The organism is Bacillus sp. Cr_A10 (assembly GCF_029222665.1).
In the GTDB taxonomy this organism is placed as follows: domain Bacteria; phylum Bacillota; class Bacilli; order Bacillales_A; family Planococcaceae; genus Psychrobacillus.
On record NZ_JARHXR010000013.1, the window covers coordinates 39,070 to 65,165 of the forward strand.

The 26,096-nt window shown below is 34.3% G+C and carries 30 protein-coding genes, 1 pseudogene and 1 other annotated feature; of the genes and pseudogenes, 8 read left to right on the forward strand and 23 right to left on the reverse strand.

The features are described 5' to 3' along the window. Positions 1–116: 116 nt before the first annotated feature. The 3 genes and pseudogenes from P2Q73_RS14275 to P2Q73_RS14285 form a co-directional block, all read right to left on the reverse strand. Positions 117–749 carry a type 1 glutamine amidotransferase family protein gene (locus tag P2Q73_RS14275; RefSeq protein ID WP_056828476.1) on the reverse strand — a complete coding sequence of 211 codons (633 nt, stop codon included), beginning with the start codon at positions 747–749 and terminating at the stop codon, positions 117–119. A 75-nt stretch (positions 750–824) separates the two neighbouring features. After that, the gene (locus P2Q73_RS14280) at positions 825–1,787 is read right to left on the reverse strand and encodes a helix-turn-helix transcriptional regulator (protein WP_275788384.1); all 963 of its coding nucleotides are present in this window, start codon (positions 1,785–1,787) and stop codon (positions 825–827) included. 63 nt (positions 1,788–1,850) lie between these two features. Beyond that, positions 1,851–2,093, reverse strand: a pseudogene (locus tag P2Q73_RS14285) (helix-turn-helix domain-containing protein); the annotation flags it as partial. Between the two features lie 536 nt (positions 2,094–2,629). On the opposite strand from P2Q73_RS14285, the gene P2Q73_RS14290 reads away from it, so the two are divergent. Continuing rightward, complete coding sequence (locus P2Q73_RS14290; protein ID WP_275788386.1) at positions 2,630–3,280, forward strand: DUF2268 domain-containing putative Zn-dependent protease; 651 nt, start codon at positions 2,630–2,632, stop codon at positions 3,278–3,280. A 717-nt stretch (positions 3,281–3,997) separates the two neighbouring features. Here P2Q73_RS14290 and P2Q73_RS14295 read toward each other — a convergent pair. Continuing rightward, entirely contained in the window at positions 3,998–4,084 is an 87-nt protein-coding gene (locus tag P2Q73_RS14295) for a YjcZ family sporulation protein (RefSeq protein WP_082461056.1), read from the reverse strand. Positions 4,085–4,183: 99 nt separating this feature from the next. Further along, entirely contained in the window at positions 4,184–4,456 is a 273-nt protein-coding gene (locus P2Q73_RS14300; protein ID WP_275788389.1) for a hypothetical protein, read from the reverse strand. A 601-nt stretch (positions 4,457–5,057) separates the two neighbouring features. On the opposite strand from P2Q73_RS14300, the gene P2Q73_RS14305 reads away from it, so the two are divergent. Next, entirely contained in the window at positions 5,058–5,201 is a 144-nt protein-coding gene (locus tag P2Q73_RS14305) for a hypothetical protein (protein WP_275788392.1), read from the forward strand. A 279-nt stretch (positions 5,202–5,480) separates the two neighbouring features. Here the strand turns inward: P2Q73_RS14305 and P2Q73_RS14310 are convergent, their stop codons facing one another. From P2Q73_RS14310 to P2Q73_RS14345, 8 genes are all read right to left on the reverse strand, one after another. After that, positions 5,481–5,849 carry a hypothetical protein gene (locus P2Q73_RS14310; RefSeq protein ID WP_275788395.1) on the reverse strand — a complete coding sequence of 123 codons (369 nt, stop codon included), beginning with the start codon at positions 5,847–5,849 and terminating at the stop codon, positions 5,481–5,483. A 578-nt stretch (positions 5,850–6,427) separates the two neighbouring features. Next, a complete protein-coding gene (locus P2Q73_RS14315; RefSeq protein ID WP_275788398.1) occupies positions 6,428–7,306 on the reverse strand; it encodes a DMT family transporter in 879 nt (292 codons plus the stop codon). A gap of 91 nt (positions 7,307–7,397) precedes the next feature. Further along, a complete protein-coding gene (locus P2Q73_RS14320) occupies positions 7,398–8,570 on the reverse strand; it encodes a PucR family transcriptional regulator (RefSeq protein WP_275788401.1) in 1,173 nt (390 codons plus the stop codon). Positions 8,571–8,871: 301 nt separating this feature from the next. Beyond that, a complete protein-coding gene (locus P2Q73_RS14325; RefSeq protein WP_056831965.1) occupies positions 8,872–9,204 on the reverse strand; it encodes a hypothetical protein in 333 nt (110 codons plus the stop codon). A gap of 113 nt (positions 9,205–9,317) precedes the next feature. Continuing rightward, complete coding sequence (locus tag P2Q73_RS14330) at positions 9,318–9,668, reverse strand: Imm32 family immunity protein (protein ID WP_275788405.1); 351 nt, start codon at positions 9,666–9,668, stop codon at positions 9,318–9,320. 126 nt (positions 9,669–9,794) lie between these two features. Continuing rightward, positions 9,795–10,238, reverse strand: coding sequence for a WapI family immunity protein (locus P2Q73_RS14335; RefSeq protein ID WP_275788408.1), 444 nt, complete (start codon positions 10,236–10,238; stop codon positions 9,795–9,797). A 109-nt stretch (positions 10,239–10,347) separates the two neighbouring features. After that, a complete protein-coding gene (locus tag P2Q73_RS14340; RefSeq protein ID WP_275788410.1) occupies positions 10,348–10,512 on the reverse strand; it encodes a hypothetical protein in 165 nt (54 codons plus the stop codon). 131 nt (positions 10,513–10,643) lie between these two features. Next, a complete protein-coding gene (locus tag P2Q73_RS14345) occupies positions 10,644–11,516 on the reverse strand; it encodes a hypothetical protein (protein ID WP_275788413.1) in 873 nt (290 codons plus the stop codon). 149 nt (positions 11,517–11,665) lie between these two features. Here P2Q73_RS14345 and P2Q73_RS14350 point away from each other — a divergent pair, with 149 nt between their 5' ends. Next, on the forward strand, positions 11,666–12,505 hold the full coding sequence (locus P2Q73_RS14350; protein ID WP_275788416.1) for a tyrosine-type recombinase/integrase: 840 nt from the start codon (positions 11,666–11,668) through the stop codon (positions 12,503–12,505). A 99-nt stretch (positions 12,506–12,604) separates the two neighbouring features. Here the strand turns inward: P2Q73_RS14350 and P2Q73_RS14355 are convergent, their stop codons facing one another. After that, on the reverse strand, positions 12,605–13,015 hold the full coding sequence (locus P2Q73_RS14355; RefSeq protein WP_275788419.1) for an Lrp/AsnC family transcriptional regulator: 411 nt from the start codon (positions 13,013–13,015) through the stop codon (positions 12,605–12,607). A gap of 131 nt (positions 13,016–13,146) precedes the next feature. Between P2Q73_RS14355 and P2Q73_RS14360 the strand changes: the two genes are divergently transcribed. Beyond that, positions 13,147–13,908, forward strand: a complete 762-nt coding sequence (locus P2Q73_RS14360; protein WP_275788422.1) for an MBL fold metallo-hydrolase — start codon at positions 13,147–13,149, stop codon at positions 13,906–13,908. Positions 13,909–14,296: 388 nt separating this feature from the next. Here P2Q73_RS14360 and P2Q73_RS14365 read toward each other — a convergent pair whose 3' ends face one another. Then, on the reverse strand, positions 14,297–14,455 hold the full coding sequence (locus P2Q73_RS14365) for a hypothetical protein (RefSeq protein WP_275788425.1): 159 nt from the start codon (positions 14,453–14,455) through the stop codon (positions 14,297–14,299). 604 nt (positions 14,456–15,059) lie between these two features. On the opposite strand from P2Q73_RS14365, the gene P2Q73_RS14370 reads away from it, so the two are divergent. Next, on the forward strand, positions 15,060–16,256 hold the full coding sequence (locus P2Q73_RS14370; protein WP_275788428.1) for an MFS transporter: 1,197 nt from the start codon (positions 15,060–15,062) through the stop codon (positions 16,254–16,256). 212 nt (positions 16,257–16,468) lie between these two features. Here the strand turns inward: P2Q73_RS14370 and P2Q73_RS14375 are convergent, their stop codons facing one another. From P2Q73_RS14375 to P2Q73_RS14400, 6 genes are all read right to left on the reverse strand, one after another. After that, a complete protein-coding gene (locus tag P2Q73_RS14375) occupies positions 16,469–16,972 on the reverse strand; it encodes a HEAT repeat domain-containing protein (protein ID WP_275788431.1) in 504 nt (167 codons plus the stop codon). 160 nt (positions 16,973–17,132) lie between these two features. After that, positions 17,133–17,471, reverse strand: coding sequence for a hypothetical protein (locus tag P2Q73_RS14380; protein WP_275788434.1), 339 nt, complete (start codon positions 17,469–17,471; stop codon positions 17,133–17,135). After that, positions 17,458–17,802, reverse strand: a complete 345-nt coding sequence (locus P2Q73_RS14385; protein WP_275788436.1) for a hypothetical protein — start codon at positions 17,800–17,802, stop codon at positions 17,458–17,460. Before P2Q73_RS14385 ends, P2Q73_RS14380 begins: the two co-directional genes overlap by 14 nt. A gap of 141 nt (positions 17,803–17,943) precedes the next feature. Beyond that, positions 17,944–18,315 carry a VOC family protein gene (locus P2Q73_RS14390; protein ID WP_275788439.1) on the reverse strand — a complete coding sequence of 124 codons (372 nt, stop codon included), beginning with the start codon at positions 18,313–18,315 and terminating at the stop codon, positions 17,944–17,946. A gap of 288 nt (positions 18,316–18,603) precedes the next feature. Beyond that, positions 18,604–19,449 carry a DUF1028 domain-containing protein gene (locus tag P2Q73_RS14395; RefSeq protein ID WP_275788441.1) on the reverse strand — a complete coding sequence of 282 codons (846 nt, stop codon included), beginning with the start codon at positions 19,447–19,449 and terminating at the stop codon, positions 18,604–18,606. 104 nt (positions 19,450–19,553) lie between these two features. Next, complete coding sequence (locus P2Q73_RS14400) at positions 19,554–20,399, reverse strand: MBL fold metallo-hydrolase (RefSeq protein WP_481747162.1); 846 nt, start codon at positions 20,397–20,399, stop codon at positions 19,554–19,556. A gap of 129 nt (positions 20,400–20,528) precedes the next feature. Further along, positions 20,529–20,748: a binding site (T-box leader), on the forward strand. Positions 20,749–20,790: 42 nt separating this feature from the next. Here P2Q73_RS14400 and argS point away from each other — a divergent pair. The 3 genes from argS to P2Q73_RS14415 all read left to right on the forward strand — a co-directional run bounded on the left by argS (position 20,791) and on the right by P2Q73_RS14415 (position 23,774). Then, positions 20,791–22,455, forward strand: a complete 1,665-nt coding sequence (gene argS / locus P2Q73_RS14405; RefSeq protein ID WP_275788446.1) for an arginine--tRNA ligase — start codon at positions 20,791–20,793, stop codon at positions 22,453–22,455. A gap of 309 nt (positions 22,456–22,764) precedes the next feature. Continuing rightward, positions 22,765–23,289, forward strand: coding sequence for a hypothetical protein (locus tag P2Q73_RS14410; protein WP_275788448.1), 525 nt, complete (start codon positions 22,765–22,767; stop codon positions 23,287–23,289). After that, positions 23,196–23,774: a collagen-like triple helix repeat-containing protein gene (locus tag P2Q73_RS14415; protein WP_275788451.1), complete on the forward strand. Its 579-nt coding sequence runs from the start codon at positions 23,196–23,198 to the stop codon at positions 23,772–23,774. Before P2Q73_RS14410 ends, P2Q73_RS14415 begins: the two co-directional genes overlap by 94 nt. 433 nt (positions 23,775–24,207) lie before the next feature. Here P2Q73_RS14415 and P2Q73_RS14420 read toward each other — a convergent pair whose 3' ends face one another. Beyond that, positions 24,208–25,119 carry an exonuclease domain-containing protein gene (locus P2Q73_RS14420; RefSeq protein ID WP_275788454.1) on the reverse strand — a complete coding sequence of 304 codons (912 nt, stop codon included), beginning with the start codon at positions 25,117–25,119 and terminating at the stop codon, positions 24,208–24,210. A 97-nt stretch (positions 25,120–25,216) separates the two neighbouring features. Next, entirely contained in the window at positions 25,217–26,050 is an 834-nt protein-coding gene (locus P2Q73_RS14425; RefSeq protein WP_275788457.1) for a YflT domain-containing protein, read from the reverse strand. Positions 26,051–26,096 lie beyond the last annotated feature (46 nt).

Genomic DNA, 26,096 nt, shown 5'->3' on the forward strand with positions numbered 1-26,096 from the left:
TGCTTATTAAGGGGTAGCGTCAGGAAAATGCGGATTTACAACGATAAGGAAATTCCAAATTAAAAAGCCCAGCTTCTCTGCAAATCAAAATAGAGAAATTGAGCTTTTCAGTTACTTCATTTATTTATTGAATTCATTAACTGGAAGAAGTATTCAGGTTTATGAGTCTTATTTAGGTTATACCATGAATGTAATGTATCTGGTGTAAATACATCTATTTTTTTGAGTACTTCCATTGCAAATTCCAGAGGAGCTACTCCTGATGCAGTAACTAAATTCGCATCAGATACCGCAGGTCCCAACTCATAAAACCTTTCTCCTTTATAATTAGGACATACCATATTAATATACTCTAAGTTATTACTTGTATGCTTTCTAGAATCTAGGTATCCCATATTCGCGAGGGCCTCAGTTGCACCACAAATTGCAGCAACAATAGTGCCAAGCTTTAAAGCTTGGCCAATTCTTTCCAAGATAGGTTGATGAATATCTTCTCTCCAAGTAGTCCCTCCTGGTAAAATTAAAAGATCTTTACTCTCAAGAGTACATTCATCAAGGGAAATATCTGGTTTTATGCTCAGTCCTCCCATGGTAGTAATAATTCCTTTATTAGCTCCCACTGTAATTACTTTTAAAGGTGCTAAATCCTTTTTGAAATATCTTCCTGAGTTTAATTCAGCAATTAAATATCCATATTCCCAGTCTGACATTGTATTAAATACATAAAGATAAACTTTTTTTGTTTGCATACAATAACACTCCAATCACAATTGATATAGCCTATTATAAAATAACTTCCCTGACAGCTAACGTCAGGGAAGTTATCATACTTGATAAAATTTTATTAGTTCCGACAGAACTTCAACAAGTCTTTTCTTAAGACTTATTGGCTCAATAACTTGAATAGATTTACCGTACGGTAAAAGTAAATAAGGTACATATGTATGTATTATATCTTTTTCAAGAAGAAAAACTGCTTGATTTGAAGTCCGTTCTTGTAAATAATGTCCTAAAAACCAATGTTGGCAAATATCAGCCAATACACTTTTATCCCCATTAATAACCAAAGAAATAATCCCTTCCTTATCTTCTATAGTTGGAAGAAGACTTTTTATAAAAAAGTCACTTGCTGAAAAATTTTCTGGCCGGTTAAACTTATTTTCGGTTAGCATTAGACTTTCAATTCGATCTACTCTAAAACTACGGATATCATTCCTAAGATGACAAAATCCAATCACATACCACTTATTATTCCAATAGATAATTCTGTACGGATCGACCAATCTATAATTTAATTGCTTTTCGCCACTTTTATGGTAAAGAATTTTTACTGAGTACCCGTCAGCTACGGCCTGCTCCAACTCCTTCAAAAAAGGTTCCATAGAGAGTGAACTTAATCGACTTATTACTTCAAGACTAGTTAAATGTTGGTTTATCTTTGTTTCCTGCTCTTGATTTGAGTATTTACTTAGTTTTGAAATGGCCCTATTTAGTGCTTCACCTCCATAATATCCGGCTTCTTCTGCAAAAACGGCAGCGTGAAATAGTGAAGTTTGCTCCTCAAAATCAAAAAAAAGAGGAGCCTCAATAAAATTGTTCAATAAAGTGTATCCACCGTTATGTCCTGGTTCTGAAATTATAGGTACGCCACTTGTTGAAATTGTATCAATATAACGATACACAGTCCTTATATTCATCTCTAACTTTTCTGAAATTTGTTTTGCAGTAATTTTTTCACCTGAACGAAGCATCCATAGAATTGCTAACATATTGTCAATTTTAGGCATAAAATTTCACCTCTATATGAAATTTATTTTCTATTATATATTTCCGATTTTTAGTATAACCCATCAACTGTTCCCTTCTGATAGCTTTCTATATAATGAGGCACTAGACACATTTGTAATTTCACAAATTTGATTTACAGTCATATTTCCTTCTTTATATAGCTTCACTGCATAATTCATTCCAGCATGATTTTTATGATATTTCTTTAATCGGTCTTTAAATTTTCCTTCTTTCTTGGCCAGATCAATCCCTTCACGTTGACGCATATGAATAAGATCTCGTTCTAATTGGTTAACACCAGCCAGGCAGCCACTTGTTTAACTAAAGCACCCGTTAGTTTAAGTACATTATTTCACAAAGACCTTATTTATGATTGGAAAGGTAGTCTCCCTCTTCAAGTTCTTCCATACAACTTTTCCAAACCAACCTATTATCTTAAAAGTATGTTTTGTTTTATGCTATTAAATAATGAAACTTTTAGGCGAAATGGAATGTATAGGAATTAGGTCAAAACTGAAAGAGTAGATGAAGTTTATGAATATCACAAATAAATTTTTTATTTCATTTTGTATGTTTCTAATCTTTATTTTATCAGCCTGTAAGCAAACTGAACAATCTCACGAGAATATAATTATGGAAAATGGACAACAAAATATATCTTATTCTTTTAAAAACCCAAATACATGGCAAGAATTTAATATAATTCATGCTTACTTGCTGTATGAAAACTATTTTGAAATAGTAAAGGATCCATCCAGATGAATCACCATACCAGTTGTATCAACAGGTGATTATCGAACCTATATTTGATGCTTGTTTTAAAGATGCTGAGTACTTAAAATTGAGTAAATTTGAATGGACACCGGATGAAAGTGAATTTAATAGTATCAAGAATATAATTAAATATATTAATAAAGATAATTTAAATAAATTAATTGAGGAATCCCTTAATAAGTCCTCAGACATACTTCCAACAGATAAAAAAACAACCGTATGTGTGTTTCCTAAAAATGAAAGATTTCCTTCTGACATGATGGCAGCCGGATCAGGAAAAATCACAGTATTTTTCACGAACTTTGATAATTATTTTAAATCAGGTATTTCTCATGAATATCATCATAGTGTTTGGACCGAAAAACATTATTCGGAGGATTATTTTATGACAGTTTTAGATCAATTAATAATGGAAGGAGAGGCCGTGATGTTTGAAACCTTAGTGTATCCCGATATAAATAGTACCACTTATGTGCTTGACGAGACATATAACAAAGAATATTGGAGCAGGATTGAAACATATCTTGAGAGTATTAATTCCACTGAGTTTGTAATAGGTGGCTCTAGTGGTTTACCTGACTATCATGGCTATAGTGAAGGTTATAAAATGATTAGATCTTACTTAAAATTGCATCCAAATACGACAGTAGAGGAATGGACATCCAAAAGTCCGAAAGAATTATTTGAAGAAGGTAATTACATGGCTAACTACGATTAGTTTTCTTTATTAATGCTCCTAAAAATCTTTATGTGTCCTTTTCTAACATGTAGAAAAGGATTTTTTATTTTATCCAAGATACTCTTCTTTCACTAACCTGCTGCTTTAGTTCAATAAGAAAAAGGCTTTACTCCTTCTTGAAGTAAAGCACCCGTTAGTTGAATAACAATGTAAATAATTTTATAAAATCAGCCATTTAAAAGAGATGAAAAATTATAAAAAGCATTTAATACATCATCACCTAATGGATGACCCGTTTTTTGAGTTTTTAAAGTTTATGAACAACTTATGGCGTATCAATTGTTTCAAGATCGTACATATGACAAGTTGGTAAGTCCCAAAAATTTCAAAGATAAATATATACAAGGTATTTGCAAAGAAGTATTAAGTAATATTTACTCCTATAGCTAAGCTTCAAATTTCCTTTCATTTATTTGATATAAGGGGCTACTGTTGAATATGACAAGTGCGAAGAACACTACTTTCTAATCTCCGGTTTCGATTAATTCTTCGCACTTGTTCTTTTTTTTATATTGCCTTTGTAAGTACAATGCGAAGCATTATTTACAACTTGGAAGTTTCCTAAAAGAACACCTTATTTTCCTGTTCGTATAGTAGGCTAGTTTAAGTATAAATCTTCACAATTTCCATAGAAAGAAGCTGATTTATAAATCAGCTTCTTTCTCATTTCTAACAACTTATATTTATTAATGTTTATTAAAATGATGCTCCAACAATAATTAACAAAATAAACAATACAACGATCAATACAAAGCTAGAACCGTATCCGCCGCTATTAGTCATAATTCACACTCCTTAAAATAAATTTTGTAAGCTTACTTTATTAAACTATTCTTGTTAAACAGAAATAATATGGACAACTATCTTGCCGAACAAAAATAATTAAATTTTCTCTTCATTACTATCGGTATATATACGCCAAATAAATGTAGCAACCTTTATAATTTTCTCCATATCCAAGTCTAAATCTTTCATAATATTAAAAAGTGATTCTGATGGTCGAGGACCTTTTCTAATTTCCAATAGAATTTCATTCAATAGTTCTTGTTGCTTTTCCATATTCTCATATAACTCTTCCAGTGTTGATACTCTTTTATCTAATGCATTTAGTGTTTCATGTTTATTATGTTTATTATGTTTACTGTCATTACCCATTTTCTCCCCTCCTTTGCTTAATAGTAATAAAATATATAAATAGTCAAATAGCGTTAGGAAATTGTTTAAGATAGAGAATATTCTTTGTGATGAGGTACATAGAATATAGGTGTTAGTTTGGTTTCACTTACTCATTATATTTAGAATTTCTCCCACTAACTGTACGTATGACCTTACTTGTACATAATAAAATTAATAAATTATATGTAACATTCATGTGTAGTTCACTATTTCAAATATAATTCCTATGAGAATTGTGTTAAAGACAAAAGTAGAAATACGTATTCTTGATAAAAAACAAATAATCTAATTCGAAACTTTTAAATGGAACCTGGAAAATATGGAATCTATTTCTTAAAATTTATTTGAAAAAAGAGTAGCTAAAGCTACTCTTTTTTTCACTATTCCATCTAAAACTGATTATCAACTTTAGGTATAAGAGGAAGGTCTTTTTTATTTGTATTTCCATTTCCAATCCAGTTATCTATATTTGAATCGCCTTTACATTAAAAAGAAGTATGTAAAATACCTTTTTACTTTTTCTTTTAAGGAAAATAGTTCATACTACTAACTAAGACCTGTCTTGAAGGAGAATAAGCTTATGGAACTCTTAACAAAGGAACTCAAACAATTGTTATTTGACTATGACAAGTGTCCTAATGAATCAGTAAAAAAACAAATTCTTCAAGATATAATTCTCCTTCGTGAAGCACTGGCTCTTTTAAAAGACGAGAATGAAACTTAAAATTTTTAATCCAAGTAACCTTTAGGGACGTAATAGCTTTAAAGCAATGAATCATCTATAATTAAAATATGTGATACTTCATTTAACAATCCATTAGCGTCATTTTCAATTGGTTCAATTTTTTTGTCAAATGCGAAATTCCATCTCCACTTCTCTTATTCAAACTAAACTGCCCGTTAGATTAAGCATTGTTTTCCCCTCCGATGTCATTCACATATCCCCCTTTCTCTATCTAATACAAATAAAAAGAACGCCCGTGTGGACGTTCTAAACAATCATTTATTCATCAGCGTTAATGACATTCATACCAGCTAATAAAGTTTTTGCATCTTCATTTAAGTAGTGTTTTATACCTCTTCTAACTAAAAGTTCACTATTATTTTTAATTGCAAGCTTTAATGCCCGAATATCAAAGTTAGAAGCATGAGCATTAATTGAGTAAATAACATTCATCTCTCTACGATTTAATGTATTGATTACTGATTCCGTATTATGAAGTATTTCAAATAAGGATCTTGCGTTTCTTCGAAGAAGATGTCTGTTTTCATTTATTAAATCTAAATTATGCTCTATCAATCTTCTGGCAGCTACTAAATCCATTTTTTCCATGTTTTCATTAATTTTTTTCATAATCTCACTTATATCCATTAGGGTCTCCTTTAAATTATATATAATATAACTATCGGTATAAGCAAATAATTATTAATAGATTTAATTAATTCCTATTTTATAGGTATAAAGAATAATATCGTTAGGGATAAAAGATACATCTGTGGAAAGACCAATAGAGGTTCTCGTAGTATTTTTTCTTTTGTGACGCATTAGGTTCCTAATCAGGACCCAATAATTAATTTTTGTAAGCTATATGCCCGATAACACAATCCTCATTTTTTTGTCCCAGCTATTTCGCATTTTCTACCAAACGAAAGATATTATCGCAACTCTGTTTGGTGCTTAAAACTATAATGGAACACCTATAAAATCAATTTTTAGTACTCTGGAAAAAACCTCTAATTGAGATTCCTGTCGGTACAGTCGTTGATGTATTAGATAATATTATTTTTTCATTAAATTGGTGTTTATCTTGAATTAAGAATATAAAAAAATGCTCTACTCCTTATTTAAGTAAAGCACCCGTTAGTTTAAGTAAAATGTTTCACTATATGCTCAGGTAAGAATCCAATAAAGGGTTACTTACGATACTCTTAATATAGTTTATTGCTCTCCTAGACGTTTTTAACAGATTTTTTTTTATTGATGGATGGCTTCAGCTCAGCAATTAAGATTGCTATCATAATTAATACCGCTCCCATAATCATACGACCGGTCAGTACTTCGTGTAAAAATAATACTGACAACAACATCCCGAAAAAAGATTCTGTTGATAAAATAATGGCTGCTTTTGTAGCTGTGGTATATTGATGTGCTTTATTTTGAAAAAGATAGGCAATCATCGTTGAAAAGACTGCTAAATACAAAATCGAATAAACGCCTTTACTTTCCAAAGATGTAGGTATATCTCCTGTAATTAGGACAGCAACTACACTTAATAGGGAAGCCGATAGGAACTGTACTATGGTAAGTGATATAGGATCTTCCTTTTTGACAAAGCGATTTGTATAAAAAATATCGAAAGCAAAAGCTACTGCACACGCAAGCGATAATACATCTCCTATGTTTACGGTCATAGAACTCTGAATGGATAATAAGCCAATCCCTACAATAGCGATGACTGATCCGACCATTTCATATCGATCAATTTTTCGCTTATACAGTAGGTATGCAATTATAGGTACAATCACAACATTGACGGCAGTTAAAAATGCATTCTTAGAAGGTGTCGTATATTGCAAACCGATCGTTTGTAAAGCGAAGGCCAGAAATAAAAATATGCCAAGTATGGTTCCTTTCAACACGACGGATTTGTTAAGTGTTTTGAGTTTGAATCCAAATAGCATTATAAGTAAAAGTGTAGCTAAAACAAACCTTCCAGACATTACCTGATATGGAGTTAAATATTGCAATGCAATATCGGTTACAACAAATCCGCTGCCCCAAATAATCGCTGTAACCAATAGCATTCCATCACCTATATATTGTTTCATCTCTTTCCCTCCTTGACTAGAACCAAGAATACCACAAGAGAAAAAACAATAATTTGATAGTGATTCTAAAATTTTCAGCTTATTTTTGTACTCAATCCAAAGGGGTTCCTTCGATTGTTTTATGGAGTAAGTACAATTTTACTGTAGCGGATAGATTCTCATAAAAAACAAACTCGTTACCAAAAGGCTCAATCGCATGACGTATTTTCGTCATGCGATAACGGATAGTATTGGGATGACAATGATGTGCCTCCGCTATTTCTTTCACATTGCCATTCTTTAACACAAATGTAATCGCGGTTTGTAGTAAATCCTTATCTGTATTTTCAGTAAGAAGTGGTCCCAAATATTCTTTCACATAGCTACTCGTGAAATGTGCATCCTTTCGATATAGCTCTATTAGAAGCCGTTCTGATGCCAAATCTGCATAATTACAAACAGACTTCGTTTCAATGTCAGCCATTATCCTTGCATAGTAAGCTTCTCTGACAGCTAGATGAAGTTCTGTATGTGTCTCGTGGACTTTACCGTAACCAATTGTAAGCCCATCGGTTGGAATTCTATATAGGTCCATCCATTCCTTTAATATTTTTGTAAATTGGAGCTGCTCTGATTTGTCGGTCAACAGGATTTGAATACTATTTTTATAGGGGCAGACGATACCTGACTTCAAAAATGACTGGAATTGAAGGAAGGAGCCCATCCACTGAGGATTCTTGGATTGGATCATTTGAATATTTGCGGTAAATACATATTTTTCAAATGGTTTATTCATCTGTTTTAAGAAGGACTGTAGTTGTAGCTCGGATATCTCATTTTCGATCAAACATCGCATGATATTTTGTATAATGAGGTCATCTTCCCTATTTTTAATAGAATTCTTCACTTCAAAAATGACATCCTCAAAAAATTCATTTCCACCAAAACGTAAAATCGGAAAATCTTGCTCATTTGCGAAATGTAGGACCTCGTCCGGTAAATCTTTGAAAAAAACCGCCTTATAGGCTAAGGCACTCACCTTGAACTTAATGAGCTGCTCAATTGACTCGATTAATATTTCCGGTTTTTGGTTAGCAAATAACAAGCTGCTTAGTACAAGGCTATGAGGATCAAAAGTATCTTCTCCCATTGGCTGAACACCATCAGAAAATTCATAATCCAAAATACCTACATTTATGATTTTTTTATGTAAGCCATTGTAGCCTGCCACAACTGAAAAATTTTTAAAAACGGAAAGTTGAAATAAGTCCTGTACGATCATCATAAAAATCATCCTTCTTGATAATATAGATAACCTGATTATAGAGCATCTTAATTATTAAAACATACTTTTTGAACTAACCTGCTGCGTTAGTTCAATAAGAAAAAATGCTTTACCCCATCATGAAGTAAAGCACCCGTTAGTTTAATAAGAACCTGAAATTCTAACCTACATTAGTTAGAGATTATAATACCTAAGTTACAATTAACTTTCTTTTTTCTTCTTTGAAAAAAACCAATATAATAATAAGAAAAAAGGCTTCACTCCTTCTTGAAGTAAAGCACCCGTTAGTGAATAACTAAGCTTATTTGTGATCCTCAATAGTTTCAATATCACTAAGAAAAATTAAACCATTTCTTTTTATCGTGTATCTTACGAAGTATGTCTTATCTTTCTGAATTAAATTCATTACCATTGGTTCCCTAACAATTACTTTAATCTCTTCTTGATGTCCCACTGGGGCATTGGGGTTAAATCCCTTTATCCATGCTTCATTGTTATCGTTAGAATACCCTTTTTCAGTGACAGTAAAATCAGTTACAGTTAACACAGACGAAAAAGAATTATAAATTAAAAAAACAATCAAAAAGGCAACAGAAATTGTTATAGCCGACAATAAAATTCTTTTACTCTTCATAAAATTCCCCTTCCTTCACTATCCTGCGTCATTAGTTCAATAAGAAAAAAAGGCTTTACTCCTTCTTGAAGTAAAGCATCCGTTAGTTTAAGTACACTGTTTCACAATCTCAATTAAACCTCTTCTTTTGTATATTCAGTAAATGAATCGAAATCGCCACAACCTAATATAAGTTCACAACTCTCTGGGTGAAGCATAATTCCTTTAGATTGCATTACATATTCTTTGTTTATCGGTTCTATATGGAAGTGCTTTCCATTACCATAATCGTGTGCTAAACGAATTAACTCAGTACCTAATCCGAGTAAAGCATTTTTACTTAGAGTAATTTGTACTCTACAATTCGGCGTTATATCATTTCCGCTAGTATCCATAACGGATACTAATGCAATGTTGTCTCCTGTTATTTCAAAAGCTTCTTCTTTATCAAAATCGTTATCTAAATCAATAATGTATTCAGACATAATTACCCCACATCCGTTCTAATATAAGATTAATTTCCCCTAACCCGTTAATTCAATAAGAAAAAGCTACCCTTACAGGCAGCCACTTGCTTAACTAAAGCACCCGTTTAGTGAATAAGAAATGACTTATTTTTTACCTTTTAAGTTACCATAATGGTCAACAATATTTTTCAACTGTTGTATTGTTGATTCCAAATAACTTTGGTCACTTTCAATCTCAAATTGCAAAATATTTTCTTGGTGTGCTAATTCTTGAAAATGCCCTTGAATGTTTATCTGACCCAACCTATTAAAGCTAAGGTCAAGTTTGAGAATATTTTCTGATTCTGAAAAGGTAGCATTTCCTTTTAAGTTGTTATTACATTTTTGCAACTGAATGAAGAACTCGTATACTTGTCCAGTTGAAAACCATAGTTCAGCATCTTTAACGTAATAATTGCCACTTCTAATTTCAATTTTCCCTTTTACATCGTAACCACCTAAATAGCTTGTTTGATTAGGGAAACCATAGACTTCATTTAATTCAATTCGAATGAACCCTTGTTTACCAACTATTTTAAACTCATTCACCTTATTCAACTCTTTCTTTTGGAAACATTAAAATAAGAATAGCAAAGTCATCAAAAACTTAACAGTTCTTTCTTCAACTAACCTGCTGCGTTAGTTGAAGAAGGACTACTCATTTTTCTATTTCTAATTCTTTTATTAACTTGCAAAGATAGCCAACTATATATTCTCTTTGAGTCGTTTCTTCAATGTCATTATTTTCAACAAGATCATCAATTCCTTTATTAATAACTTCCCATAAAGGTGTTCCTTCAAATAATTCATATGGATGTGCCATATAACTGTATCCCCCCTGAATGTATAGATAATATTCTTCTTAAACTAACCTGCCCCGTTAGTTCAATAAGAGAAAATAGCTTTACACCTTCTCGAAATAAAGCCCTCCTTAGTTGAAGAAGTATGCCGTCATCAGAAAGCGGGAAGGTACTTTCTCCATTCTTTCCACGCTTCCAAATAATCATTTAGATCGTGCGGATGAACTTTAATACAAACTCCAATTCGTGTATATAACTGAAAAAGAACTTCATTTAAAAGCTGTTCACTAGTAAAGGAAGAATTATTATTCCACAGGGAAAATGCTGACAAAAGCGTTTTTAAATCTAAACTATCAGGAGAAGAACAGAAAGCATATGTAAAATCATAAACTTTTGGACCGATTAATGGAGATGGGTCAATAACTCCTTTTAATTGTTTTTCCATATATACAAAATTATGAACACCAGTATCTCCATGTAGATAATACTTCTCGTGTTGAAAATGATAAGTATTCAATTTATCTACCAAAAACTCCACTCTATTATGGTCCTCACTTGTCAAAAGGTCTCCTATGTTATTTTGGGCAGACTCCAAACTACTTTGATTAAAGTCTGACCATGAGTTTCTATGTATGCCATTAACTCTTCCCCATGGAATGTCACTGTCAACCTTTTTGTATTTATTGAATAGGTCATTTATTAAAATGGTCATCCATTCCATCTTAGATCCCCTATTATAGTGTGTCTCTCCTGCAATATAAGAGTAGGCAATAAATTCTTTTTTATCGTCTGTGTAAAGAACATCAGGCATCAATTTCACATCATTATATGTCAAAAGAAAATCCTGAGTTGAATTTATTATCTTAGGGTTATCAATTTTTATCACATAGGTGGGCATTTTTTTCACAGAGAGAGTATATAGAACACCATCGGTTGTACCACTTCTTAATTGCTTTAATTCCAGACCATCATTTATTATCAAACCTTTATTAATAAGAATATCAAGGATTTCATTTATTTTTTTCATCCATTTATCGCGCTCCTTATGAGTTAATTATGCGTATAATAACGTCTTATTCAAACTAACATTCATCGTCAGTAAAAAAACTCTTTATGTCTATTATTCTATTAAGTTGGCAATAATCCTTTTAATATTACATTTTAGGGGGAATGGAATTGTTACTGTCAAAAGCATGGTCTTCGTTTGAAGCTGATAAACGAATAGAGGGCTTCTCGCCACAAACGTTGAGGGCCTACCAGTTACAGTCTTTGCTACTAATTGGTTATTTTAAGGATGTAGAGATGGCATTACTGGATACAAATCAACTGAAGGAATATCTCGCTATATCCGGCAAGCATTTAAAACCGGCCAGTCTTGCACATCGTATCCGCTTTATGAAATCATTTTTTCGTTGGTCTCATGAAGAAGGCTTCCTGAGTAAGAATCCAACTTCTAAAATTAAAGAACCCAAAGTAGGAAAGCGGATACCCAAGTATTTAACCGAACGGGAGATTGAACACCTTCGTGAATCCTGTCATTCCCCAATAGAAAAAGCGATTTTTGAATTCATGTTTTCTACGGGTTGTCGAATTGGAGAAATAGTTGCGTTAGAAAAGAACCATATTAATTGGTCCAATCAATCTGCGATCGTGAGAGGAAAAGGCGATAAGGAAAGGGAGGTTTATTTTAATACACGTTGTGACATATGGCTAAAACGCTATATGGAAAGCCGTAATGACCATAACTCAGCCATCTTTGTGACAGCAAGACAGACACATAAAATGAGTGTCGCCCAAATGAGATACATCATCAAGCGGATATCTAATCGAGCTGAAATTAATAAAGAAATTCATCCATACCAACTTAGACACAGTTACGCAACTCATTTAATGAATAATGGAGCTCCGATTGAAGTTATACAAAGTCTTATGGGGCATGAGAAGAGTGAAACCACCAAGATCTATGCTCAGTTGAGTGGAAGGTTAAGGAAAGAGTATTATCAGAAATACTTTTAAATATAAAAGAGCAAAGTCTATATAGACGTTGCTCTTTTTTACTAAAGCACCCGTTAGTTTAAGTACATTTATTCATAAACTCTCATTTGAATTAATCCACTATTTATCAATAACAATAGATAATTTGTAGTTTGCATGCTCATTTAAGGCTGTCAAAAAATCATTTAATATTTCATTAGAAGGGAATTTGCATTCGAGAAGGTAACAACCTTCACCACTAATTTTATAGTTATTTATTATGTGTTTTTCTTGGTTTTTTATAAAGGACAAATAAGGCTGATGATAAGTACTTTGTGTAATGATTGTAATATAAGCATGTATAAAACACCCCAATTTAACTCGATTGACTTTAATTGAGTAACCCTCAATCACTACTTGATCTTCTAATTTCGCCACTCTTGCTGAAACAGCAGGTCCAGTCAAGTGGACTTTCTCGCCTAATTCTTTCATCGTGAGCCGACTGTTCATGGATAACTCATTTAATATCCGCATGTCCGTATTATCTAGCATTCATTTAACTCCTTTCATTAATAAAGTCAAATGAATAAAAGACTTTATTTTATCTATGTATCCGCCTATGAGTCATAGTATAGACTATACATTGTACCAAGAAAATTTAAAAGATAAGGGAGTTAATAAATATGAATATACAACTAATTCGTAATGCAACAATTATCATTGAATATGCAGGTAAAAAGTTTCTAATTGATCCTATGTTGGCGGAAAAAGGAACTTATCCCCCCTTTCCAAACTCACCAAGACAAGATCAAAACAATCCTTTAATGGACTTACCAACATCCATTGACAAGATTATATCCGATATTGATGCTGTAATTGTCACTCATTTGCATTTAGACCATTGGGATGAGGATGCAAAAAAGGCATTGCCAAAAAACATCAAACTATTTATCCAAAATGAAGAAGATGCAAGAGAAATTCGAAACGCTGGTTTCGTAAATGTAGAGGTTTTACGTGAGGATACGGTATTTGAAGGTATACAATTAATTAAAACAAAAGGCGAGCATGGAAGAGGCGAAATTTTAAAACTTGCTGGTCTAGTATGTGGAATTGTCCTCAAACATCCCAAAGAGAAAACACTATATGTTGCTGGGGATACAGTATGGTACGATGCAGTTCAGGAAGTAATTGACTCACAGAAACCAGAAATCGTCGTGGTAAACGCTGGAGATAATCAATTCCTTCAAGGCGGTTCTCTTGTGATGGGGAAAGATGATGTCTATGAGGTTGTTAAGGCTGTTCCAAACGCAAAAATTATTGCTGTCCATATGGAAGCTGTAAATCATTGGACACTATCTAGAGAAGAATTAAGATACTTCATTAAAGAAAAAGGAATCTCGTCCAATGTATTGGTACCGAATGACGGTGAATCCTATACATTTTAGAGGTATCATTAAGACCGAAAAGTAACTACTGGCAACTATATCATAGTCTTAAAACATATTAAAGCCCTGGAATTAAATACCGGGCTTTACTTATTGAATCTGCTCTCTTTATTTCGCTGATCGGGCAAATAACAGCACTAACAAGGCACCAATAAATGCTACTATACCTAACTAGAAAAATGCCTGTTGAAAACCATCTATTACTGCATATCTATGTAATTCTTCATTTTTCTGTAAAAACCTTCTTCAACTAACCTGCTGCGTTAATTTAAGTGTAACATTTCACAAACAATCGTCAAAAACCACTTGATAATCTAAAGATAAAAATAGACCATCAAAATGATGGTCTTGTTTAACTAAAGCATCCGTTAGTTGAAGAACAGAACTATTATTCCCCCGGAATAATCCCTATCACTTCTAATGTGTTCGGGTCAACAAATACAAGTGGTGCAGCAAGTGCATCTACTTTCGTAACTACAAATATTTCTTTCCCTATATATGATTCATCTAAATTTTTATATGTTTCATCAGCCGTAATTTTTTTCACAGATGCGTTTTCCCATTCATTTACCGAGTTAAGTTGATTCGAATTCTTTTGTTTGAAATATTCTACTACCACATTTCTGACCTTGGTATCTATATCATTTTTTCAATTCGTTACCTTCTACTTCATTTTTTGTACAAGCCGTGACAAAGAGTGAAATAAAGATTAGCATAAAAAACCAGACATGTTTCGCTTTCAAAAACACAACCCCCTTTTCAATAAGTCGTTTTGACAGTAGTTTTGTTACTCCACTGTTCAACTAAACTGCTGCGTTAGTTCAATAAGTAAAAGCTACCCTTACAGGCAGCCACATGCTTAACTAAAGCACCCGTTAGTTCCAAAAGTTTTTTTTGAAAGGTAACTTTGGTTATATCTTTTTTGAATATCCGTATTAGTATGGATGACTACAAATTGACTTAATTCACTCCCTAAATAATTCTTGACAATATTCAGAATAATCATTACTCTGAGTTGATTAATAGTAAAGGAGAGATACATATGCAAAGAAAAACACTGATTTCTTCATTCAAATTGGAGGGCATGTTGGTTTAATAATATGATCTCCGATTTGATTCAGACCAGAATCAACTAAATCGGAGGAATTATAGTGAGCATTCAAAGTTTTTATTACACAATCACAAGTTCTAGATCATTTTTTATTCAAATGGTATTCACATTAAATGCTATTTATTATGTAACGCAAGCAGATTTAAATGCATTACAACTGGTTCTAATCGGCACAATCATGGAAGTTTCCGTTCTATTGTTTGAAATGCCAACAGGCTTGTATGCAGATCACTATGGACGAAAACATTCTCTCGCACTGGGCACAGTTATTATTGGGTTGGCACATGTACTTGAAGGGAGTACGCCAGAATTTTGGGCGATTGCTTTAGCTTCTGCGATGTGGGGAATAGGCTGGACCTTCATAAGTGGGGCTGAACAAGCATGGATTGCGGATGAGTTAGAAGGCGAAAACTTAGACACCACGTTCCTTCGTGGTTCACAATTTTCATCTTTTGCACGTTTTGCAGGAATTGTGGCCAGTGTGGCGATTGCGACCTTTTGGTCGGTGCAAACGGCGATTATATTTGCAGGTGTCATGCTGATTGCCCTTGCAGTCTGGGCATTCATTAAGCTACCCGAAACCAAATTTGTCAAAGTAACACGTGAAAAAGGTGTCTCGGGTGTCACTCATATGGTTACCACCATTAAGGTTGGCCTATCACAGATTCGCGGGAATACTGTGCTAATTAGTATAGCAATGGTTACGTTATTATGGGGGCTTGCCAGCGAAGGATTCGACCGTTTATATGGTGCCCATTTCATTACTGACTATAATTTGTCAGAAAATGAGTCCATCTATTGGTTCGGTGCTTTTTATGCGGTTGCATTTTTACTTAATATTGTCGTACTACGTTTTGTTGAGAAAAATGCGAAAGGTCGTTACGCAGATGCGCTATTACTGACAAATGCAGTGTTGACAGGAACGATGCTTATTTTCGCATGGACCGGTCATTTCTGGGTAGCTGTGGTGATGTACTGGGTGACAAGTGCACTGAGAAACGTAAACTACCCGTTAATGAGCATCATTACAAATGAACAAATTGAATCAAAAGGTCGAGCAACCACACTTTCCATGTTCGGGCAACTTGATGCTTTTGGCCAAATTGTTGGGGGTCCATTAGTAGGGTTGTTAGCATTATATACAACAATTGCAGGAGGCATCTCGGCATCTGCATTCCTGATTTTACCCGTTCTTTATTTCTTGTGGCGAATGAAGCGAAAAATGGTTCTTTCATAATTTTTCAGTACTTGGTGCGACTGAGCATCAAGTACTTTTTTTATTTGATACCAGAGGTAAGCGATAAGATTTACACTGTTAGTGAAAGTAAAACAAAATATGAGAGAGTAGAGCGTCTTCTTTATCAACTAACCTGCCCCGTTAGTTGAAGAAAAAGAAGACGCCAAAGCATTTCAACATTCTTCATGTAAAGCCCAAATAAAGAACAAGACTTAATTATTTTTCTTAAAAGCAAACATCGTTTCTAAAGTATCTGATAATATATCCTTTCGTCGTTCTATTTCATTTAACTCTTCTTTTACCTCAATAATACAGTTCAATAAAACTTCATCTGATATTTCACCTTTAATTGATTCTATCAATTTATATGCTTGTGCTTGTACTTCAAAGTTTCCATTTATCAAATGGTAAATTAGTGTTTCTAAATGTGCTGAACAATTGAATGGTTCTAGTGCGTATAATAGTGTTCCTCTAAAACCTAAAGTTTTTGGGTCATTAATAACATCTATTAACGGTTGTACCACTTCTTCGTCCCCAATATCACTTAACGTTAATGCAATGGAGTTTCTAAATAAAGCATTTTCTGTACTTTGTAAGTATTCAATAAGTAGAGGAATTGCTTGAATGTCCTTACTTCTGCTAATTTCCTCTAAAATGATTTCTGCATCATCAAACTTTTCATTTTCTATTGCCAACCTTAATGAATTATTGTCCATAATAATTATCCAAACTCCTTGTCATTTACCGTAATTAAAATTAGATTAAAATACTGTTATTCTTCAACTAAACTCCCCCGTTAGTTCAAAAAGAAAAAAGAGTTACCTAAGTAACCATGTGTTCTTCAACAAAAGAACCCATTAGTTGAATATGGACTACTTATTTTTTTGTTTCTAATTCATTTATTAACTTGCAAAGATAGCCAACGATATATTCTCTTTGAGTCGTTTCTTCAATGTCATTATTTTCTACAAGGTCATTAATTCCTTTATTAATAATGTCCCATAAATTTGTTCCTTCAAATATTTCATATGGATGTGTCATATAACTATAACCTCCTTGTTTATCTACTGATAGTATTTCGTTAATAGATATGTCTTCTTCAACTAATCTGTACGTTAATTCAAAAAGAAAAAAGAGTTGCCTATGCAACCCATAATCTTCAACTAAAGCACCCGTGTGTTCAACGAGAACAAGATATCGTTTAGTCTCCAGCAATATGTACCCTGCCTATTTCCGAACTGGACAATTGTTTTATAAATTCTTCAAATTCGTTAAGTTTATTTATCGAAATATATACTTTGTAATTATTAAGGTCTGTTATTAGGTTGGAAAGTCTCTCTCCTGAAAATGTTTCATTAGTAAGATAAAAATCGCTTAGTCTTCTAAGTTCCAAATAGCTACGCCACAGTTTCTTAGAATTAAATATTTTATTATGTAGACTTCTCAATTCGTATAATCCAATCTCTCTACCTTCTTGATCATATAAGACCACATCAAATCCCAAATGCAGTGCCCTCCTTAAATAACTATTACTTAACTTTTCCATATAGATTCCTCCTTCAACTAAACTGCTTCGTTAGTTGAAAAAGAAAAAAGGGCTGTATTGCAACTCAATGAACTCTTCAACTAAAACACCCGTTTGTTCTATAAAAAAAAGCGATTCTTATAAAGAATCGCTCCCTTCATTTCATCTGTGTTGATCTAAAAGAATGGTATTTCCATCAGGATCTTCAATTGTGAAATGTGCTGGCCCTTTGCTTGTTTCATCTGCTTCAGATAGTAGTTTAATTCCATTTTCTTTAAGCTGATTTTGGATGTCTCGAATGTCCGTAAACGAATTTAAATTTTCGGCATTTTCATTCCATCCTGGATTAAAAGTCAGCATGTTCTTTTCAAACATTCCTTGGAATAGACCAATTACGCAACTGTCATTTTTCATAATGAGCCATTTTTCGGTAATATCCCCTCCGAATGCTTGAAATCCTAGGTTTTCATAAAATGATTTTGATTTGTTAATGTCCTTTACACTTAAACTTACAGAGAATGCGCCTAGTTTCATAATTCCTCCAATAAAAAATTAATAATTTAGAAAATTTATTTCATAAATTAAGTATACACTATTACTTTGAAAAACACCTTTCAGTTTGTTCTTTATATTAAAATCAAGTTTAGCATCGCAACTCATAGAAGAGATTCTCTTAAAACGACCCATTTTGATGGTTATACCGATCCACTTCGCGAAAAGAATCGGCTTCCGCAAAGTTAACTATTTTTACTAAAATATTTATTCTGTCCCGATAATTTATTAACAAAAGGAGGAACCCTATTTTTCTATGATTCTCCTCATTTATTTAATCCGCATATAATCCAAGACTTTTTGATCTATAAATCCCCTCTGTTGAACTCGCTCATCAAAGTTTTCCATGAGGTGGTAAGATTGCACTGCATCTAATAAATCCTCACGTTCTTCAAGATCTCGATCCAAATGACCATTTTCATAGAGTAAATTTTGAATCTCTTCTTGTAGTTCACCTTCTATTTTTAAAACATCTTCTGGCAGAGTAGCTTCAAAATAGAGCCGATGTAATTTTAATAAACGCGCTAACTCTTTAACAGGCTCTTCATGATCATCTACTCGAAGGTCAATATAGCGATCATTAAATCCTCCATAGCTGCTATTTTCTTTTACAACTAACAAAGCTGCAGATTGTTTTCCACGGCTGTCACCACCTGCAAGATCTCCCGCATACAAAGCAGCTAATAAGCGTTCAGCCAAGGAATAACCCTCTGCTTGCTCAAATGAATTTTGCATTGCTTCTACAGTGTGATGGTCCACTAAAATATTTCCTTGTATAGCAAAATTTTCTCCAGCATAACCACCTGCCCAATCATAACAATCCTCGCCTGTAAAGGTAATACTTTTTCCCTGTGCATCTACTATGCCTACCTGCCTAAGTGCAGACCTATCATCATTTTCAACAAGTTTCTTTAAAACTTCCTTAGGTTCCAGTCCTTTTTCAAGCAACTCAAGTCCATATTTACCATAATCTAAATTTGCCCAGGATTGGGTTGCGATAGCGCCTACACCGGATTTTGCAAAAGGAACGACTGCTCCTACGCTTAAAAATTTGGACGCTACTGCTACACCTAACTCTTTCGTTTGCGGATCATATCCAATAATTGAAAATGTCATTTATTGTACCCCTCTCATTTTCCACACCCTTGTATACTTCTATTTTAACTTTATATTCTGTCAATTAAAAGAACCCACCCTAACTTAAAAGGGTGGGTTTAAAGCTAATTTTTTATTTCATCAACATATTTTCCATAACTAGGCATCGCGATCTGTTCAAAATCTTTTACTAATAGATGTAGGTTACTAGCTAATAAATCACCAGTCATTGGTAAGCCATGCCCTGTAACAGCTACTTTGGGTTTTAATTCGGCTAACCTTTCCACTGATTCCCTCGCTGCCTCCCAATCTGTTGTAAAATATCTTGGAGGGCCACTAATTTCCTGCTCCTGAGTGATTACTTTATATAAATATTCTTGTTTTACAGTAACAAATGCATCTCCAACTATTAAAACTTTATCTTCGTTTCTAAACAGTGATACATGACCTGGTGTATGTCCAGGAGTATGAATCCATTTAAAACCAGGCATATGAGGAACTGTTCCATCTGATGGCAATTCCTTCACAAGATTTCCTAAATTAATTGGATCCTTTGGAAACATAGCAGACATTTTGGCTACCATACCGCCTTCTACTGTAGGATCTGGATTTTGATAACTTTCCCTTCCTGTTAAAAAAGGCAGTTCCAAACTATGTGCATAAACTGGTATATCCCATTTCTCCACTAACTCAATAATTGCACCTACATGATCAAAGTGTCCGTGAGTTAAAATAATGGCATTAGGTTTTTTATTTTCACCAAACCGTTCCTCTATAATGGAGATAATCTCCTTTGATGAATGTGGCATACCAGCATCCACTAGAACAAAATCATTAGACTGAGGGTGTCCAACTAAACAAATATTGACAATTTGAATTGTATGGCAAAAAATATCTGGGAGCACCTCAAATCCTACACCACTTCCAACTGATGTTGCAGGTATAAATTTATAATCATCACCATATGAAATAGTATGATCCACAATATCCCTCTTTTCATTTTCCTTACATTTAGTTTCTCACTACTGTATATATTTATACCACGCTATTTACTTCACTAAACAAGTTGACATCTTCTCTCTTATTTGGTAAATTCATTTTTAATATCTGAGATAAAGAGAGTAACAACATCGGAATACCAAGCGAGCTAGGGATGGTGTTAGCCTAGTTATGATGAGTTGTGAACCGCACTTTGGAGATGCTTAAAAGAAAAACGCAAGCGCCCTTTTTCTTTTTAGCCGGAGACTCACCGTTAGGAGAAAGTGGCCTATTAAAGGCAAATTGAGTGGTACCGCGGAAGTTCAAGCTTTCGTCTCATTTTTATGATGAGACGAGGGCTTTTTTTATTTAGGAGGAGTTTAGATGAAACAGCTAGTTGTAGACATTCTTCAAAATTTCACATCCGAAATAATCGAGGAGAATATGATTGAGGTACCTGCGTATGCACATTTAGGCGACTATGCCCTACCTTGTTTTTCATTTGCCAAAAAACAAAGGAAGTCGCCTCATGTAATTGCAGAAGAATTAGCTACACGTTTGGAGGACGAAAATATTGAAAATGCAGAAGCGGTAAACGGTTACGTAAATATATTCTTGAAACGTGCACCATTTACAAATTCCGTTTTAAGTTCCATTCATACAGAAGGTGTACAATATGGTTCTTCTTATCATGGAGCTGGAGAAATAGTTACAATTGATATGTCCTCTCCAAATATTGCAAAACCATTTTCCATGGGACATTTACGTTCAACAGTTATAGGAAATTCAATTGCTTTATTACTAGAAAAAAGTGGTTATAAACCAATTAAGATCAACCACCTAGGTGATTGGGGCACGCAGTTCGGAAAATTACTCGTAGCTTATCATTTGTGGGGAGACAAAAAGAAGGTGGAAAAAGCCCCTATTCAAACTTTACTAGAACTGTATATTCATTTTCATAAAGAAGCGGAAATAGACGAAACCCTTAATGATAAAGGAAGAGCAGCTTTTAAATCATTAGAGGACGGCGAGCCATCTGCATTGGCTCTATGGGAATGGTTTCGAACAGAATCATTAAAGGAATTTCAAAAGATTTATGACCTACTTGGGGTTACTTTTGACTCCTATCAAGGGGAAGCTTTTTACAATGACAAAATGGATTCAATAGTGGATGAATTACAACAAAAAAAGCTATTAATAGAGTCTGATGGGGCACTTGTAGTAGATGTTGGAGAAAATGTACCACCATGTTTAATAAAAAAGTCAGATGGTGCAACCTTGTATGCGACAAGAGATATAACAGCTGCCATTCATCGAAAAAAGAGTTATCATTTCTCGAAGTCTTTGTATGTTGTTGGAAACGAACAAAGCCTACACTTTTCACAGTTAAAAATTGTGTTAAACAAAATGGGATTGGAGTGGTCCGAAGCAATTCACCATATTTCTTTTGGATTGATTTTGAAAAACGGAAAAAAATTATCAACACGAAAAGGTAAAATAATTCTGTTAGAAGAAGTATTAAATGAGGCTATTCAATTAGCCGAGAAAACAATAGAAGAAAAAAATCCTCAGCTAAGAAATAAAAAAGAGGTTGCAAAAGAAGTAGGTGTTGGAGCTATTATCTTTAGTGATTTAAAACAACATCGAAAGCATGACATAGAATTCGATATAAAGAAAATGCTTCAAACCGAGGGTGAAACAGGACCGTATATACAATATACGTACGCACGTGCTTGCTCTATTTTAAGAAAAGCTCAAGAAGTAGAAACTTACCTAGTAACAGAAGTCAATGATTATGAATGGGAAGTTATTAAATCACTTCAACAATTTCCATCCATCACTCAGCGAGCTGCTTCTGAGTATGACCCATCCTTAATAGCAAAATACGCATTAGATCTGTCACAAGTATTTAATTCATTTTATGGTAACGTGCAGATCTTAAAAGACCCTACTCACTTACCTTATCGTTTAGCGATTGTTCACTCTGTAGTAACTGTGTTAGGAGAATCTTTAAGATTGTTAGGTATGAAAGCGCCAAGCAAAATGTAAACATAACAAAGGAACTGTCCATTTCTTAGTTCAGTTCCTTTGTTCCCCCTTTTCATTTGAATCTCAAACAAATGATTAATCATTCCTTTACCGCTTTAGTCTTGTATCCTTTATTCCTGACTATAAAAGTCTCCCTGCTCTCCTCTTCCTATGCGATGCAACTCTAGAATTAGCCAAAGTCCCAACTATAATCAAATGCCATGCAATACATCTCCTAAATACTCATTCACTGGAATAATATTAGAATTCCACCTCTGACTAAAGTCCAACCCCCCTCACCCCTTTTGAATACTTTAATAGAGAGAGGAAGTGAACAATTGGAAAAAAGAGAACCATGCAGCAAGTGTGGAAAGATTCATCCCCCTAGGGGCAGGCGAGGACCACGAGGTTTGGAGGGGCCTTCTGGTGAGCAAGGTCCTCCTGGCGAGCAAGGTCCTCCTGGAGCAAGGGGACCTCGGGGGGCAATGGGTTATGAGGGTTCGCGAGGCAGGCCTGGACTCCAAGGAGAGCAAGGTCCTCCTGGGATACCTGGTCCAAAAGGAGATAAGGGAGATAAAGGTGAAACCGGTCCTCCTGGGAAACAAGGACCTCCAGGAGTTCCTGGTGAACAGGGGCCTCCTGGAGTGGCAGGAGCTCCTGGGATACCTGGTTCAAAAGGAGATAAGGGAGATAAAGGTGAAACCGGTCCTCCTGGGAAACAAGGACCTCCAGGAGTTCCTGGTGAACAGGGGCCTCCTGGAGTGGCAGGAGCTCCGGGGATACCTGGTTCAAAAGGAGATAAGGGAGATAAAGGTGAAACCGGTCCTCGTGGAAAACAAGGACCTCCTGGGGTAGCAGGGCCGACTGGACCAACTGGAGCTAAAGGTCCCCCTGGAGTGGCGGGACCTCCTGGACCATCTGTAGGGATTTCAGAATATGCTTATATTTTTAATACCGATAAGCAACGGACTTTTCAAGAAGAAGATATCAAATTTAATAAGAATGGTATTATGACAGCAGGAATTACCCATAAAGAAGGAGAAGCAATTATCCACATAAAACATGGTGGAGTTTACGAAATTATTTATCACTTATCAGGAAGACATCCAAACCAGTTAACTCTATTTGCAAATGGTATAGAGATTGAAGGTACATCCTTTAGTGATGAAAGTGGAAATAACCAAAATGTAGGTATTCAAATTCTTCGTTTAAAGGATAATACTGATTTAACTCTCCGTAATCATACGTCCCTACCGAGTTATCTTGACTTACGGTTGGATGGAGGCGGTTCACAAATCGGTATCAATGCTGCCATCACTCTCAAGAAAATTTCTTCATAGTCACTTTATAAGGCTGCCCTTAGTGAAAAAAACTAAAGGTCAGCTTCTTTTCATTTAGTTAGGTACTCTCGTTTAAACTTTCTTTTTTATATGTAAAGATGCGTAAATTTATAGCCATTCACGCTGGCACCATGTCCGTATGAGTTGCTATAGACTCACAAAAACGTGCTGTATGACCACATCTTGGTACCCCTTTGCTTTAAGGTATTGTAACCACTCTAATGAGCGCTTTACTATTTAAAAGTCTACCGTAATAAATAACAGAACCTTTAAAAAGAGTTGCTCTTTAAAGAACAACTCCCATACAATAATTATTTATAAAAAGCTTTTAAGAATTTTTTAATAAATCTTTCTATTATACTATTACAAGTATTATTTTATTTTTAAAAAACAGTTCAGTCATAATTATTTTTGTCTGAACCATTCTAAAAAATTATACTTTTACTAACCTTAAAAAATCTTGTTCCCCAACAATTTCAATTGGCATGCCTTGACGAATCATCTCTTCTGACTTTTTCATTTTAGTACTTTTAACCCCTTGTACATACTTTACTAAATCGTTGTCGCCAACGACTAAAACATTTGTATTGCTATCGACACTACCTTTACAGTTGGCACCACAATTAACTGCGAGTTGGGCAGCTTGCACCCTTGTCATCGAAATCATTCTACCTGTAAAAACAATGTTAGCTCCATAAAGTGGGTGCTTCCTATTTGGAGAACTAAATTCAGTTTCAAGTGATTGAATAAATACATCTGCATTACTTTTCAGACGAGATACCTTTTTCTTTGGAGGTATTGGAGTACCTATTTTTAATTTGTGTAATTTTGAAAGGTCTTGAATAGAGTTTGTCTGCGTTTTCTGAAGTGCCTCAAGTGTTATTAACGCTGCGGCCCGTGCATCTTCCAAAGCATCATGATGTCTTAGGCTAATACCGAGATAATTTGATACTGTAGATAATTTATGATTATAAAGATTTGGCCAAACCTTTTTAGCAATTTGATAGGAACAGCCGTACTGAAAGTTAGGATATGTCTCATGAAAGTTATTTAATGATGCCCTCAAAACACTAATATCAAAGCTAGCATTATGAGCAATAATCATTTGATTATCTATGAATCCTTTAAAATTCGGCCAAAATTCTTCAAATGTTGGTGCACTAATGACCATATCTTCTGTTATTCCATGAATTTTTGTATTGTAGTAATGAAACTCGCTTAATGGATTGATGAGAGTATGTATTTCTTCTTTGATTTCCCCATTTTTTACTTGCACAATCCCAATAGAGCACACGCTTGTACGTAAACTATTTGCAGTTTCAAAATCTATTGCTACGAAGTCCATTCCATCACTCCTTTTAACGCTTTGTTTATTATTATCTCATAAACTACTAAACACTTAAAACCCCTTGCAATTAACTGCAAGGGGAAAACTGTTTTCTTTAATATAATCTATTCATTGGAGGCATTTCATCGAGACGTCTTTCTCTCTCCAATTTTTCCTCATATTGTTCAGGAGTGTGACGATTTTCTTCTTCCTCTATTGATTCATCTCCAAATGCTGCTGGCCCTAAATTTGGATCCGCACCTGGGGATTGGTTTCCATAATTTTTTTCTTCATTAGTCAGACTTTCATTAAAGCTTGGTCGTTTTTCACGCACGATTCTATCCTCTTGCATAGAATGTCCAATATGATCTTCTTCTTTTGCTAAATAGGGATCTGTTGCAAATGTTTCACCTCGTACAAATCGATCTTGAGGTTCATCATAACGTCCATCTGTTTTATTTACAAATTGATTGGTAGATGGTGTAAAACCTTGCTCTTTCGAATAATCACTTATTGGTTCCTCTGTTTCTGTAAAACGAGATTGAACAACGCTTGTTCCAACTGTATCTGTATATACAGTATCATCTTGTCGATTTTCAAAATTCGCATCATCTGCATGAGTTAAAACGTCGGTATATAGAACGATGCTTCCTCCTGACACTTCTTTTGCGTAGCGTTCTGTTTCATATTCATCCAAGTCCAATTTTCTTAATCCCTCTGTCACAGCATCTTCTCCAGTGAACCACGACTTAAATTTGTCCACAAACGTACCCGCTTCATGAGTAGAGACATCCGAATGACGATTAAGTGTGTTAAGGTGTGCACTTTCTCGAGAAATTACATGAATGTCATTTTCTGCGTATCCTTGTTCTTGTAGGAGTTCCAACTTTTCATACATCTCTTCTTCTGAACGAGCTACTTCAATTCGTCGATTTGATTCAATGTTCATTGTGTTTCCTCCTTTTTTTGTCTTATGTATCCTTTACCCCCTCATC